We start from the raw sequence: 14,144 nt of genomic DNA on the forward strand, positions 1-14,144 counted from the left end.
CGGATCCGCTGCGCCTGCCTCGCAGGTGCAGCGGGTTTCGCCGGTCCATAACCTTATTCCAAAACGGTATTTCCAGGCTTTTCATAAGACTCCTTATGATCACGTCATAACTCGTTATGACAAGTGGTCCTGATGAACGAATCAACCGTCGCCTTATCCCCTCTGTCCAGCGTTCCGCTGCATGCCCAACTGCGGGACCTGCTGCGCAGCCGCATCCTTGATGGTGAGTACGCGCCGAACACCCAGATGCCTTCCGAGAGCGAACTGGGCACGCGCTTCAAAGTCAGCCGCATCACCGTGCGCCAGGCCCTGGGTGATCTGCAAAAGGAAGGCCTGATCTACAAGATCCACGGCAAAGGCACCTTTGTTTCCAAACCCAAGGCTTATCAGAACGTCAGCACCCTGCAGGGGTTGGGCGAGTCCATGACCGAGCGCGGCTATGAAGTGATCAACCGCCTGCGCAGCTACCGCTTCGTGCCCGCCGACAAGCTGGTGGCCGAGCGCCTGGGCGTGGAGGAGGGCAGCACTGTCGCGCAGATCAAGCGGGTACGGCTGATCAACCGCGAGCCGGTGTCGCTGGAAATCACCTACCTCAGCCAGGCCCTGGGCGAACGCCTGGAAAACGCCGACCTGGTGACCCGCGACATCTTCCTGATCCTGGAGAACGACTGCGGCTTGCAACTGGGTCACGCCGACGTGGCGATTGACGCGGTACTCGCCGACAGCGAGCTGACCCAGGCGCTGAACGTCGAGGCCGGCTCGCCGATCATGCGCATCGAACGCCTGACCCACACCGCAGGCGGTCAGCCCGTGGACTTCGAACACCTGTATTACCGTGGCGACGCGTTTCAGTATCGCCTGCGCATCGACCGTCAGCGAGGTAGCCGCCCGTGAGCCGCCAAACCCTGGAACTGGAATACGACATCGTGGTGATCGGCGGCGGCACTGCCGGCCCCATGGCGGCGATCAAGGCCAAGGAGGCCAACCGCGATCTGCGCGTATTGCTGATCGACAAGGCCAACGTCAAGCGCAGCGGCGCCATCAGCATGGGCATGGACGGCCTCAACAACGCGATCATTCCCGGCCACTCCACGCCGGAGCAGTACACCAAGGAAATCACGATTGCCAACGACGGCATCGTCAATCAGGCGGCGGTGTACGCCTACGCGACCCACAGTTTTGAAACCATCGAGCAGTTGGACCGCTGGGGCGTGAAGTTCGAGAAGGACGAAACCGGCGATTACGCGGTGAAAAAAGTCCATCACATGGGCGCCTACGTGTTGCCGATGCCTGAAGGGCACGACATCAAGAAGGTGCTGTATCGCCAGCTCAAGCGCGCCCGGGTCAGCATCACCAACCGCCTGGTGTGCACCCGCTTGCTGACCGACAGCGAAGGCGCGGTGAATGGCGTGATGGGTTTTGACTGCCGCACTGCGGACTTCCAGGTGATCAAGGCCAAGGCGGTGATCCTCTGCTGCGGCGCGGCCGGCCGCCTGGGCTTGCCGTCCTCGGGTTACCTGATGGGCACCTATGAAAACCCGACCAATGCCGGCGACGGCTACGCCATGGCCTACCACGCCGGAGCCGAACTGGCGAACCTGGAGTGCTTCCAGATCAACCCGCTGATCAAGGATTACAACGGCCCGGCGTGCGCCTATGTCACCGGCCCCTTGGGCGGCTATACCGCCAACAACAAGGGTGAACGCTTCATCGAGTGCGACTACTGGAGCGGGCAGATGATGTGGGAGTTCCACCAGGAACTGGAAAGCGGCAACGGCCCGGTGTTCCTCAAGCTCGATCACCTGGCGGAGGAAACCATCCAGAACATCGAGCAGATCCTGCACAGCAACGAGCGCCCCAGCCGTGGCCAGTTCCACGCCAACCGGGGCACCGACTACCGCAGCCAGATGGTCGAGATGCATATCTCCGAGATCGGCTTTTGCAGCGGGCATTCGGCGTCGGGCGTGTGGGTCAACGAGCGCGCGGAAACCTCGGTCAAGGGCCTGTATTCAGCGGGCGACATGGCGGCGGTGCCACATAACTATATGCTCGGCGCGTTCACCTATGGCTGGTTTGCCGGCACCAACGCGGCAAGCTTTGTGGCCGGGCGCGAATTCAGCGCGGTGGATGCCCGGCAAGTGGCCGCCGAGCAGGCTCGGGTCTATGCGCCACTGGACCGCGAAACCGGTCTGCCGCCGGCCCAGGTCGAGTACAAGCTGCGGCGCTTCGTCAACGATTACCTGCAGCCGCCCAAGGTCACCCGCAAGATGGAAATCGGCTTGCAACGCTTCGCCGATATCGAGCGCGACCTGGACCAGATGAAGGCGCACAACCCCCATGAATTGATGCGCGCCATGGAAACCAGCGTGATCCGCGACTGCGCCGAAATGGCTGCCCGCGCCTCGCTGTACCGCGCCGAAAGCCGCTGGGGCCTGTACCACTACCGGGTCGACCACCCGCAACGCAACGACGCCGACTGGTTCTGCCATTGCCACCTGAAAAAGGGCGAGGACGGGCAGATGGTCAGCTTCAAGAAACCCGTCGAGCCCTATGTGATCCCGCTGGATGCCGAAGAGATGCAGGCTTACGACCGCCTGCGCGTAGGGGCTGACGCCGCCTGAATGTGCCCCCCAAGCTCGCTCACCACAGGACACCGTGAAATGGCCTATCAGCCCCAGGAAATATTCTTTCGCTCCAACGCCCCGGTAACGGTGGACGAGGACAAGTGCATCGCCGAAAAAGGCTGCACGGTCTGCGTCGACGTGTGCCCGATGGACCTGTTGGCGATCAACCCGGCAACGCAGAAGGCGTACATGGCGTTCGATGAATGCTGGTACTGCATGCCCTGTGAAAAAGATTGCCCCACCGGCGCAGTCAAGGTCGAGATTCCGTACCTGTTGCGCTGAGACCTGCCGCAAACGCCATCCGCCAACCCCGGACGCAGCCCTAGCCACACCCCCTCGTTTCCCACCGCGCCAGACCGTGGCGGAGACGATTCCTTCAACCATGATTCGAGGGGAACTACCCAATGTTATTGCGCGCAACCCTGGCCGGCCTGGTGCTGGCTTGCTTGAGCCTGTCGGCCCAGGCACAAACGATCCGGGTGGCCATCGGCACCCAGGACACCACCATCAACTGTGCCGCGGGCGGCTTGCTGATCCGCGAGCTGGGGCTGCTGGACAAATACCTGCCGCACGACGGCAAGTACAAGGACGCGACCTACGACGTGCAGTGGAAAAACTTCACCAGTGGCGCGCCGCTGACCAATGAAATGGTCGCCGGCAAACTGGACTTTGGCGCAATGGCCGACTTCCCCGGTGCCTTCAACGGCGTAGCGTTCGAGGCGGCGGGCAAGCACAGCCTGTTCATCAGCGTGTTGTCGGGCAACATCAAGGGCAGCGGCAACGGCATTGTGGTGCCGGTCGCTTCCAGCGCCCAGTCCCTGGCGGACCTCAAAGGCAAGACGATTTCCGTGCCGTTCGCCTCCACGGCCCATGGCATGTTGCTGCGCGCTGTTGCGGCCCAGGGCTGGGACCCGCTCAAGGACGTCAACATCATTGCCCAGGCTCCCGAAGTGGCAGGCTCGGCGTTGCAGGCCAACAAGATCGACGCCCATGCCGACTTTGTGCCGTTCGGCGAACTGTTCCCCAACCGTGGTTTCGCCCGCAAGATCTACGACGGCTCGCAATCCAACACCCCGACGTTCCACGGCGCGCTGGTGGACGAAAGTTATGCCAAACAGTATCCGGAAGTGGTCGTCGCCTACCTGCGCGCGAGTATCGAGGCCAATCAGTTGCTGGCCGCAGAGCCGGAGAAGTACAGCGAGCTGATCGAAAAAGTCACCGGCGTCGAAGCCGAGGTCAACTACCTGTTCCATGGCCCGCTGGGCGTGCAGACCCGTGACTTGAGCTGGAAGCCCGAATACCGCCAGGCCGTGGGCACCGCGATCGACACCCTCAAGCTGCTGAAAAAGGCCGACCGTGGCCTGGACCTCAATACCTTTATCGATGACCAGTACATCCGTGCCGCGTTCAAGGCCTCGGGCCTGGACTATGCGGCGCAATTGGGCAACTACGCCCAGGCCCCGCTGAAGGCCAACGACGCTCTGAGCGGCGCGCCGATCACTGACTGGAAGCACGTCGCGCAAATCTGGGTCAAGGGTGAGCCCAAGGTGCGCGATTACGCGTCGGCCGAGGCGGCGTTCACCGCGCTGGACAGCCTGAACAAACAAGGCAAGGCGGTGCGCGCCGTGTATGCCCAGGCCGAAGACAGCGGCATCAAGCTGCTGGCGAGCCAGGCCTGGTTTGCCACCAACCAGCACGGCCAACTCAGTGCATTCCTGCTCAAGGGCCAGGCGCAGCAATTTGCCCAGGCCCAGGGCGGCAAGGTGTTCAATTTCACCGACGCCGGCGCGCAGGCCGTTGCCGGTCGCTGAGGGAGCGTGTTCATGACAAGCACCCCATGGCGCTGGCTGCCCAAGGCCGCTTCCTTGCTGTTGTGCCTGCTGTTCTGGCAGTTGGCGGCCAGCCAGCACTGGAACCTGTGGCTGGTGACGTTTGCCAATGTGCCCACGCCGGGCTCCGTGGTGCAGGCGGCCCTGGGGCTGGCGGACTCGGGCAAGCTTGTGCGGCACTTGAGCGCAAGCCTGACCCGGGTGTTCGAGGGCTACCTGGCGGCCGCGCTGGTGGGGATCGGCCTGGGCATCGCGATTGGCCGCTGGAAGTGGGCGGAAGACCTGCTGTTGCCGCCGCTGGAGGTGATCCGGCCGATCCCGGCGGTGGCCTGGATTCCGCTGGCGATCCTGATGTTCCCGTCGTCGGAGCTGTCGATGATCTTCATCACCTTCACCGGCGCGCTGTTTCCGGTGCTGCTCAATACGGTGCATGGCGTGGAAGGCGTCGATCCTCGGCTGATCGCCTCGGCGCGCAGCCTGGGGGCAGGGCGCCGGGCGATCCTGCTGGAGGTGATTTTGTCGGGCGCCGCGCCGAGCATCATCACCGGCCTGGCGATTGGCATGGGCACTTCGTGGTTCTGCCTGGTGACAGCGGAAATGATCTCCGGTCAGTACGGCATCGGCTATTACACCTGGGAGTCCTACACCATCCAGAACTATGCCGACATTGTCGTTGGCATGCTGTTGATCGGCGTGCTGGGCATGGGCAGCAGCCTTTTGGTCAAGCGTCTCGGCGCACTGTTCACTCCCTGGCATCGACCACGAGGTAAAGCCTGATGAGTCATCTTGAAGGCCGTGTCGACATACGCGGCTTGTCCATTGTATTGGGCGAACAGCAGCAGGCATTCGAGGCGGTGAAAGCCCTGGATTGCAGGATCGAGCCGGGGCAGTTCGTGTGCATCCTCGGCCCGTCCGGGTGTGGCAAGTCGACCTTGCTCGGCGCGCTGGCCGGGCATCTCACGCCAAGCCAGGGCACGCTGGAAATGGATGGCCGGCCGGTTGCCGGGCCGTCCCAGCAACGGGGCATGGTGTTTCAGCAACACACACTGTTCCCTTGGCGTACGGTGCGCGAAAACGTTGCCTTCGGCCTGAAGATGCGCGGCGTAGGCAAGGCCGAGCGCCTGGCCGCCGCCGATGAGATCCTTCACCTGGTGGGCCTGGAAGGTTTTGCCGAGCGCTGGCCCAACCAGCTGTCGGGTGGCATGCAGCAGCGGGTGGAAATTGCCCGGGTGTTGATCAATCGTCCCGGCCTGCTGTTGATGGATGAGCCGTTCGGCGCGCTGGATGCCCTGACCCGCATGAAGATGCAGGCCTTGCTGCTGGACATCTGGACGCGCATCCGCACAACTGTTGTGTTTGTCACCCATGACATCGACGAAGCGCTGTTCCTGGCCGACCGCATCCTGGTGATGAGCCCGCGCCCCGGGCGCATCATCGAGGATTTCCAGCTGACTTTCCCAAGGCCGCGCAGCACCGAACTGATGACCTCGCCGGAATTTACCCACCTCAAGCGCCATTGCCTGGAACTGCTGCACCACGAAGATGGTCGCCAGTTACCACGGCTGAACCCGCTCGGGCTACCCAACGATCACCCAAGACCGCGATTTGCCATATGACCTATGAAACCGAAAACCCCGACATCCAAGCCCTGCGCCCCCGGCTACAAGCGCCGGATGCCGGCATGCGCCGGATCGCCCTGATTGACCTGGCTGACCTGGAAGACCCCGACGGCCTGGTGTGGCTGGTGGACAGCCTGCGCCACGACCCGGCCACCGACGTGCGTGCCCAGGCTGCCAGCCTGCTGGAGGCGTGGGAAGAAGACGCAGTGGTCGAGGCGCTGTGCCAGGCGCTGACCGACACTGAAGCGTCGGTACGTGATGCCGCCGCCCAGAGCTTGAGCGTACTCAAGTCGACGCAGGCGGGCCGGCTGTTATTGCCATGGGCCACCCACGCCGACGTCAGCGTGCGCACGGCAATCTTCCGTGCCCTGCGCGAGTTGCGCCTTGAAGCGGCGGCGCCGTCGGCAATGCTGGCGCTGAACGATACCGATGCGGGGGTGCGCCGCGAAGCGGTCGGTGTGCTCGGCTGGCTCAAGCACCTGCCGGCATTGGACGCCCTGGCGAGGTTGGCCAGCAGCGATCCGGACACCGAAGTCCGGCGTGCCGCCACTGGCGCCCTCGGCCTGGCCAGTGATGAGCGGGTACTGCCGGCGCTGTATGAAGCGTTGCAGGACGCCACCTGGCAAGTACGGGAAGAGGCCGCGACCACCTTGGGCAAAGTCGGTAGCACCCGCGCGGGCGACGCCTTGATCACGGCGCTGGCCGATGACTACTGGCAAGTCCGCCTGCGCGCTACCCGCAGCCTTGGGCGCCTGCGGTATGCACCGGCGTTGTCGGCGCTGCTCCTGACGTTGGGCCACAGCATCAGCAACCTGCGCAAGGAAGCCGCCCTGGCGCTGGGCGAGTTGGGCGACCGACAGGCCCTTGGCCCGCTGCGTGATGCGGCCGACGATGGCGACCCGGAAGTACGCAAGGCGGTGCGCATTGCCCTGGCACAACTGCAATGAACAGTGCACCGAACGGCATTGGCCGCGATGATGATGGGCGCTTGAGGCTGGAATGGCGCGACGGCGTGCAATGGATCGACCACGCTCGCCTGCGCCGTGAATGCCCGTGCTCGCAGTGCCGGGCCTTTCGGTTGAGAGGCATGCCGCCGCTGGTGTCGGACCGTGTCCGGGTGCTGGAGGTCCATCCCCAGGGGTATGGCGTGCAGTTGATTTTCAGCGATGGGCACCAGCGGGGGATTTACCCGTGGGCTTATTTGGCACAGATGGAGCCCCAGGCCGGGGCTCCGTCGGACTAAAACAACGCGGCGGTATAACTTCCCGTCACACGGTCCGGATCAAACCAGCCCGGTGAGGTAGTACACGCCAATCACGAAAAACGCCGCCAGTACCTTGAAGATCGTCATGCCGAAAATGTCTTTATAGGCCTGGCGGTGAGTCAGGCCGGTGACCGCCAGCAAGGTGATGACCGCGCCGTTGTGGGGCAGGGTGTCCATGCCCCCGGCAGCCATGGCGGCCACACGGTGCATGACTTCCAGCGGGATATGCGCGGCGTTGGCGGAGGCGATGAAGGTGTCCGACATCGCCGCCAGGGCAATGCTCATGCCACCCGATGACGACCCGGTAATACCCGCCAGCAAGTTAATGGTGATGGCCTGGTTGATCAGCGGATTGGGGATCACCTTGAGCGCTTCAACCACTGCAACGAAGCCAGGCAACGCCGCAATCACTGCGCCAAACCCATATTCCGAGGCGGTATTGAGCGTAGCGAGCATGGCCCCGCCGACGGCGGTGCGGCTGCCTTCGGCGAGTTTGCTGACGAGGGTGCGCCAGGCGAATGCAAAGACCGTGACGATGCCTACCAGCAAGGCCGCCTGGACCGACCAGATGGCGATCATCTTCGATACCTGGGTCTGGATCGGTGCCTTCAGTCCGGGCAGGTCAATTTCATAAATGCTGCCGTACCACTGTGGAATCCAGTGGGTGAAGGCCAGGTTCATCACGCCTACCAACAGCAACGGCAGCAACGCCACTAACGGGTGGGGCAGGGCGATGTCCTGGGGCGTTTCGGGCTCATTGCGCAGGTCGGTGCCATAACCCTCGCCCGCGCGCCGGGCTTTGCGTCGCTGGCGCTCCAGGTACAGCATGCCGCCGATCAGTACGAACAACGAACCCAGGACTCCCAGCCAGGGCGCCGCCCAGGACGTGGTACCGAAAAACGTGGTGGGAATGATGTTCTGGATCTGCGGCGAACCAGGCAACGCATCCATGGTGAAGGTGAAGGCACCCAGGGCGATCGTTGCGGGCATCAGGCGCTTGGGAATGTTGCTTTGGCGGAACATTTCCGCGGCAAACGGATACACCGCAAACACCACCACGAACAGCGAAACACCGCCGTAGGTGAGCAGCGCACAGACCAGCACAATCACCAGCATGGCCTGGCTGCTGCCGAGCACCTGGATCACGGCTTTGACAATGGAGCGGGAAAAGCCGGACAACTCAATCAACTTTCCAAACACGGCGCCGAGCAAAAACACCGGAAAGTACAGTTTGATAAAGCCGACCATCTTGTCCATGAAAATATCAGTGAACGCCGGCGCAACGGCGCCGGGGTCAGTCAGTAGAACGGCAGCGAGTGCGGCGAGAGGCGCGAAGATAATGACGCTGTATCCCCGATATGCAGCGAGCATTAACGCGAACAACGCCAGCAAGGCGATGATGACACTCATGGGATGTCCTTCGAGGCTGGGCCTTTGGCGCAGAGGGCCAGTGTTGGGCTGCGCGATGGCTATGATTTTTGTTGTTGTCGGGCCGCGCACGTGGCGCGACCCGTTGTAGCCAAGCTGTTTTTATTCTGCGATACCGGCGTAAGGGACATGCTTGTGGCCGTAGCGACGCACGCGGATGTTGGCCTGTTCGCCATGCCCGGAGAACCCTTCGAGGGCACACAGGCGTGAGCAGTATTCGCCGATGAGGGAGGAGGCTTCGTCGGTCATCACTTTCTGGTAGGTGCAGGTCTTGATGAACTTGCCGACCCATAGCCCACCGGTGTAACGCGCGGCTTTTTTGGTGGGCAGGGTGTGGTTGGTACCAATCACCTTGTCGCCGTAGGAGACGTTGGTGCGAGGGCCGAGGAAGAGGGCGCCGTAGTTGCGCATGTTGTCCAGGAAGAAGTCCGGGTCACGGGTCATGACTTGTACGTGTTCGAACGCCAGGTCATTGGCAATGGCGAGCATCTCCTGTTCGTCTTCAACGACGATCACTTCGCCGAAGCTTTCCCAGGCCTGGCGCGCAATCCCGGCGGTCGGCAGGATCGTCAGCAAGCGCTCGATTTCAGCCATCGTCTCGCGGGCGAGTTTTTCCGACGTGGTGAGCAGGATCGCCGGGGAATCCGGGCCGTGTTCGGCTTGACCGAGCAGGTCCGTGGCGCAGATTTCACCGTCCACGGTTTCATCGGCGATTACCAGGGTCTCGGTCGGACCGGCGAACAGGTCGATACCGACGCGGCCGAACAATTGACGCTTGGCTTCCGCCACAAACGCGTTGCCCGGCCCCACCAGCATGTCCACCGCAGCAATCGACTGGGTGCCCAGGGCCATGGCGCCGATAGCCTGGATGCCGCCCAGGCAGTAGATCTCGTCGGCACCCGCCATGTGCTGTGCGGCGACAATCGCCGGTGCCGGCTTGCCATGGAACGGCGGGGCGCAAGTGATGATGCGTGGAACCCCGGCGACCTTGGCGGTGATCACCGACATGTGCGCGGAGGCCAGCAACGGATACTTGCCACCGGGTACATAGCAGCCCGCCGCGTTAACCGGAATGTGCTTGTGGCCGAGCACTACGCCCGGCAGGGTTTCGACTTCCAGGTCACGCATACTGTTGCGCTGGTGCTGGGCGAAATTGCGCACCTGGGTCTGGGCGAATTCGATGTCGGTGATGTCGCGCTTGGTCAACTGCGCCATGCAGGCATCGATCTCGGCGCTGGAGAGCCGGTAGTCATCCCGGTCCAGGTTGTCGAAGCGGATCGACAGCTCACGAATCGCGTCATCACCCCGTTCTTCGATGTCTGCCAGGGTCTTTTCGACGGTGTCACGCACCTCACGCGCTGCTGATTTGATGACGGACGCTTCTGCGCCTTTTTTGAGCCAAATTGCCATGGGATGAATTCCTAGCGTTGTTGTTTTAGATATTGCATACGTATGCAATTGAGCCGATGCTAAGCCATTCCCGGACGAGATGAAAAGGGGGAGGGCGAAAAAAGACCGAGAAATTTGCGCGAGACGGGCGAGCATGGGACGGGCGACACACCTCGCTTTAAATGGCAGGTATGATCGGCATTTGAAATGTGGATGCAGACTCAATGGCAGACTCCAACGACCCTTCCAGACACCCGATCACTGCCCATGATGTGGCCCGGTTGGCCGGTGTCTCGCAGTCTGCGGTCTCGCGAACGTTCACCAAAGGCGCGAGTGTTTCGCCGAAGACCCGGCAGAAGGTGGAGGCGGCGGCGGCAGCATTGGGCTACCGTCCGAACCAGTGGGCGCGCTCGTTGATCAAGCGGCGCTCCAACCTGATTGGCGTGGTCGCGCCAAGTATGGAAAACCCGTTTTATTCTGCAGTGCTGGAAGCCTTGTCGGCGGCGTTCGAAGAGCTTGGCTATCGAGTACTGTTGTTCTCCACGGCCAACCACGAAGACTCTGACCCGGTGCTGGAAGAGATTCTGGGCTACCGCGTGGAGGCGCTGGTGCTGGTGTCGGCGAGCCTGTCTTCGCGGTTTGCCGAGGAGTGCAAGCAAACCGGGTTGCCAGTGGTGCTGGTCAACCGTCGAAATGACAGCACCAGTATCTCCAGCGTGACCAGCGACAACGCCCAGGGCAGCATGGAAATTGCGCAGTTCCTGGTGGCTGGCGGGCATCGCGAGCTGGCTTATATCGCCGGCAAGGAAAGCTCCTCGACCAGTCGTGACCGGGAAATCGCCTTTGTCGACGCACTGCAACGTCTGGGGCATCCGGTACCGCAACGCGCCGTGGGTGACTACACCTTTGAAGGCGCGATGGAGGCCGTACGCCGGCTGCTGTCGAGTGACAGTCCGCCTGACGGGATTTTTTGTGCGAATGACATCATGGCCCTGGGCGCCATCAATGTCGCACGCGAAGAGTTCGGGCTCACACCGGGCAAAGAGATCTCGATTGTCGGGTTCGATGACATCGGCCTGGCCGCCTGGCCAGTGTTTTCGTTGACCACCTACGTTCAACCGGTGAGCGATATGGTGAGTCGTGCGGTTGGGATCATCTGCGCGCAATTGGAAAACCCCGATACGCCTGCCATTCAGGAAGTCGTAAGGGGGCGGTTGATCGTACGCAAAAGCGCGAAAGTCCCGGACAGCGGGGTAGAGCAGGGGCCCGACTGCCGGGTGTGGCAACCCCAGGAACAGGCGTGAGCCATTCGGTCGAAGGCTGGCGACGACCTACCCGGCGTCGCTATGACCCCGCGCGGGCCAGGTGCGGTGGCAATCGGTTGAGGGTCCACCACGCAGTCAGCATCGCCGCCACCGCGCTCAGGGCGATGCCGATCAACATCGGTGCCGGGGTGTGGTCGGCAAACACACCCACCACCGCCATGCACACGGCGGCGGTGATCATTTGGATCGCGCCCAGCAACGCTGATGCAGAACCGGCCACTGCGCCATGGTCTTCCAGGGACAATACCCCGGCCGCCGGCAACAGCAGCCCGAGAAAACCGAAGCCGATAAACAGCAGCGCCATCATCAACGGCAGGCTATTGACCCACAGCGTGGTAAGTGCCAGCAAGGTCATGACGGTCGCCACGCCCGCTACCGACCAGCGAATCAACGGTGCGAGGCCGAAGCGTGCACTCAAGCGCGCGGTCAACTGGCTCAGGGCAAAAAACGACGCCGCGTTGAGGGCAAAGCACAGGCTGAATTGCGTTGGCGTGAGCCCGTAGTACTCGATGTAAACGAATGGCGCGCTGCCGATGAACACGAAGAACGTCGCAAGGCCAAAACCGCCCACTACCGACAACCCGGTAAACACCGGATCACGCAGCAACGCGCCGTAGCTGCCGAACGCATTGCCCAGGGTCTTGCCCAGGCGGCGTTCGGCGGGGTGGGTTTCCGGCAATTGCACGGCGGTCATGATCAGGCACAGCACTGCAGCCACACCCAGTACCCAAAACACTTCGCGCCAGCTCCACACGGCAATGATCACGCTGCCGGCCAGCGGTGCGAGAATCGGTGAAATGCTCACCACCAGCATCAGCAACGCCATCAGGCGCGCGGCTTCATGGCCGGTGTACAAGTCACGCACAATCGCCCGTGGAATCACCATCCCGGCGCAGGCGCCAAAGGCCTGCAACGCCCGGAAGCCGATCAGCACCTCGATGGAGGGGGCGAGGGCGCAACCAATGCTGGCCACGATGAAAATCGCCAGGCCGGCATAGATCGGCGGCTTGCGCCCGAACACATCGCTGATCGGGCCGTAGAACAGCTGGCACACACCGATGATCATGAAGAACACCGTCAGGCTCATCTGCACCGCGGCAGGCGAGGCATGCAGGCTGGCGCCGAGTGTCGGCAACGCCGGCAGGTAGCTGTCGATGGCAAACGGGCCGACGGCGGTGATCAACCCCAGCAGCAGGGCGAGGTGGGCGATACTTCGAGACATGGTGGTTCCGGGCGGCGGTAAAAAAGAGGGGCCAGCTTAGTGATCGCCCTCGGCGCATACAAGCCGGTGTTTACAGACTCGCTACATAGTCACCAGCGGCAGGGTGTCGTGAATAGGCAATGGATACGGGAGATAGACGTAAAGTATTGATTTAACTCAACTAAATATCCATTTAGTCGAGTTGGATATTTCGCGAATTTAAGGCTGGGCGAGGGCGGTCGCTCGGCGCTCACTGATGCGTTCAACCGCCAGCATATGGTCGGTGCCCCATTGGCAAAGCGGCCCCAATGCCTGGGCCAGCGAGCGTCCGAAGGGAGTCAGGGAGTATTCGACCTTTGGCGGTATCTCCTTGTAGTCGATGCGCGCGATGATCTCATCGCGTTCCAGCTCCTTCAATTGCTGGATCAGCACCTTGTCCGTCACGCCGCCAACGGCGCGCCGCAGTTCGCCATAACGGTGAACTTCATGGGCCAGGTGGTACAGGACCAACGGTTTCCATTTCCCGCCAATCACCGCCAAGGCGGCGTCGAGCCCGCAGTTAAAGGTGCTGTTTGACATGTTTTTGCCCTCAGGCTGAGGTACTTACCAAAAGGTGCATACTATTCAAAACAATAGCGCAGATCTACGCTTGGGCCTCAACATTTGAGGGAAACACTCATGAACAGGCTCAACGGGAAAATCGCCATCGTCACCGGTGGCAACAGCGGGATCGGCTTGGCCAGCGCCATACGCTTTGCGGCCGAAGGTGCACAGGTCGTTATCGTGGGACGCCGCCAGGATGAACTGGACAAAGCCTTGGTCCTGATCGGGCATGACGCGATCGCGATCCAGGGCGACATTTCAAACCTGCGTGATCTTGAGCGGGTATTCGCGCAGATCAAGGCTGACAAAGGTCGTGTTGATGTGTTGTTCGCCAATGCGGGCCTTGGGGATCTGGAGCCCATTGGTGCGATCACGGAGGAATCGTTTGATCGCACCTTTGGCGTGAACGTGAAAGGCACGTTGTTCACCGTACAGAACGCGTTGCCATTGATGAGCGCCGGTGGCTCGATTGTGCTGACAGGTTCGACGACGGCCTCGATGGGCACCGCAGCGTTCAGCGTCTACAGCGCGTCGAAAGGCGCACTGCGAAACTTCGCAAGAAGCTGGGCGCTGGATCTGCAAGGCACAGGTATTCGCGTGAACGTGCTTTCACCTGGGCCGACAACGACACCAGGTTTGGACAGAGCGCTATCAGGTACCGGCCAGAAGGATGCGATTGTCGATTCGATGGTTACGCGTGTACCGCTGGGTCGTATGGGGCAGCCAGATGAAGTGGCGAATGCGGCATTGTTCCTGGCATCGGATGAGAGCAGCTTCATGACGGGCAGCGAGATGTTCGTGGATGGCGGTTTCGCTCAGGTGTGATCCAGGCTCATCGACCAAATCGAGACAGGCTGGGTTT

The 14,144-nt window shown here is 62.0% G+C and carries 14 protein-coding genes; 10 read left to right on the top strand and 4 right to left on the bottom strand.

Features of this window, described 5'->3' with window-relative positions:
• Positions 1–132 precede the first annotated feature (132 nt).
• From C0058_RS16135 to C0058_RS16170, 8 genes are all read left to right on the top strand, one after another.
• Positions 133–894, top strand: a complete 762-nt coding sequence (locus tag C0058_RS16135) for a GntR family transcriptional regulator (protein WP_102369063.1) — start codon at positions 133–135, stop codon at positions 892–894.
• The gene (locus C0058_RS16140) at positions 891–2,621 is read left to right on the top strand and encodes a fumarate reductase/succinate dehydrogenase flavoprotein subunit (protein ID WP_003217648.1); all 1,731 of its coding nucleotides are present in this window, start codon (positions 891–893) and stop codon (positions 2,619–2,621) included. The genes C0058_RS16135 and C0058_RS16140 overlap by 4 nt, the downstream gene beginning before the upstream one ends.
• A 39-nt stretch (positions 2,622–2,660) precedes the next feature.
• Positions 2,661–2,906 (top strand): ferredoxin family protein, encoded by a 246-nt coding sequence (locus C0058_RS16145; RefSeq protein WP_003217650.1) that lies wholly within the window; start codon positions 2,661–2,663, stop codon positions 2,904–2,906.
• Positions 2,907–3,028: 122 nt separating this feature from the next.
• On the top strand, positions 3,029–4,435 hold the full coding sequence (locus tag C0058_RS16150) for an ABC transporter substrate-binding protein (protein ID WP_087692993.1): 1,407 nt from the start codon (positions 3,029–3,031) through the stop codon (positions 4,433–4,435).
• 12 nt (positions 4,436–4,447) lie between these two features.
• Positions 4,448–5,230 carry an ABC transporter permease gene (locus tag C0058_RS16155; RefSeq protein WP_102369064.1) on the top strand — a complete coding sequence of 261 codons (783 nt, stop codon included), beginning with the start codon at positions 4,448–4,450 and terminating at the stop codon, positions 5,228–5,230.
• Complete coding sequence (locus tag C0058_RS16160; protein ID WP_102369065.1) at positions 5,230–6,069, top strand: ABC transporter ATP-binding protein; 840 nt, start codon at positions 5,230–5,232, stop codon at positions 6,067–6,069. The genes C0058_RS16155 and C0058_RS16160 overlap by 1 nt, the downstream gene beginning before the upstream one ends.
• Positions 6,066–7,019: a HEAT repeat domain-containing protein gene (locus tag C0058_RS16165; protein WP_102369066.1), complete on the top strand. Its 954-nt coding sequence runs from the start codon at positions 6,066–6,068 to the stop codon at positions 7,017–7,019. The genes C0058_RS16160 and C0058_RS16165 overlap by 4 nt, the downstream gene beginning before the upstream one ends.
• A complete protein-coding gene (locus C0058_RS16170) occupies positions 7,016–7,315 on the top strand; it encodes a DUF971 domain-containing protein (protein WP_003217658.1) in 300 nt (99 codons plus the stop codon). The genes C0058_RS16165 and C0058_RS16170 overlap by 4 nt, the downstream gene beginning before the upstream one ends.
• A 39-nt stretch (positions 7,316–7,354) precedes the next feature.
• Here the strand turns inward: C0058_RS16170 and C0058_RS16175 are convergent, their stop codons facing one another.
• The gene (locus C0058_RS16175; protein ID WP_003217660.1) at positions 7,355–8,746 is read right to left on the bottom strand and encodes a GntP family permease; all 1,392 of its coding nucleotides are present in this window, start codon (positions 8,744–8,746) and stop codon (positions 7,355–7,357) included.
• A 120-nt stretch (positions 8,747–8,866) separates the two neighbouring features.
• Entirely contained in the window at positions 8,867–10,174 is a 1,308-nt protein-coding gene (gene hisD, locus C0058_RS16180; protein WP_102369067.1) for a histidinol dehydrogenase, read from the bottom strand.
• Between the two features lie 203 nt (positions 10,175–10,377).
• Between hisD and C0058_RS16185 the strand changes: the two genes are divergently transcribed.
• Positions 10,378–11,457 carry a LacI family DNA-binding transcriptional regulator gene (locus C0058_RS16185; RefSeq protein ID WP_003217664.1) on the top strand — a complete coding sequence of 360 codons (1,080 nt, stop codon included), beginning with the start codon at positions 10,378–10,380 and terminating at the stop codon, positions 11,455–11,457.
• Positions 11,458–11,497: 40 nt separating this feature from the next.
• On the opposite strand, the gene C0058_RS16190 is transcribed toward C0058_RS16185, so the two are convergent.
• Together C0058_RS16190 and C0058_RS16195 are read right to left on the bottom strand one after the other, a co-directional pair.
• Positions 11,498–12,700, bottom strand: coding sequence for a multidrug effflux MFS transporter (locus C0058_RS16190; protein WP_102369068.1), 1,203 nt, complete (start codon positions 12,698–12,700; stop codon positions 11,498–11,500).
• A gap of 198 nt (positions 12,701–12,898) precedes the next feature.
• Entirely contained in the window at positions 12,899–13,258 is a 360-nt protein-coding gene (locus tag C0058_RS16195; RefSeq protein WP_008433396.1) for a helix-turn-helix domain-containing protein, read from the bottom strand.
• 99 nt (positions 13,259–13,357) lie between these two features.
• On the opposite strand from C0058_RS16195, the gene C0058_RS16200 reads away from it, so the two are divergent.
• Positions 13,358–14,107 carry an SDR family NAD(P)-dependent oxidoreductase gene (locus C0058_RS16200; protein ID WP_102369069.1) on the top strand — a complete coding sequence of 250 codons (750 nt, stop codon included), beginning with the start codon at positions 13,358–13,360 and terminating at the stop codon, positions 14,105–14,107.
• The last annotated feature ends 37 nt before the right edge of the window (positions 14,108–14,144 follow it).

The organism is Pseudomonas sp. NC02 (genome assembly GCF_002874965.1).
GTDB lineage: Bacteria > Pseudomonadota > Gammaproteobacteria > Pseudomonadales > Pseudomonadaceae > Aquipseudomonas.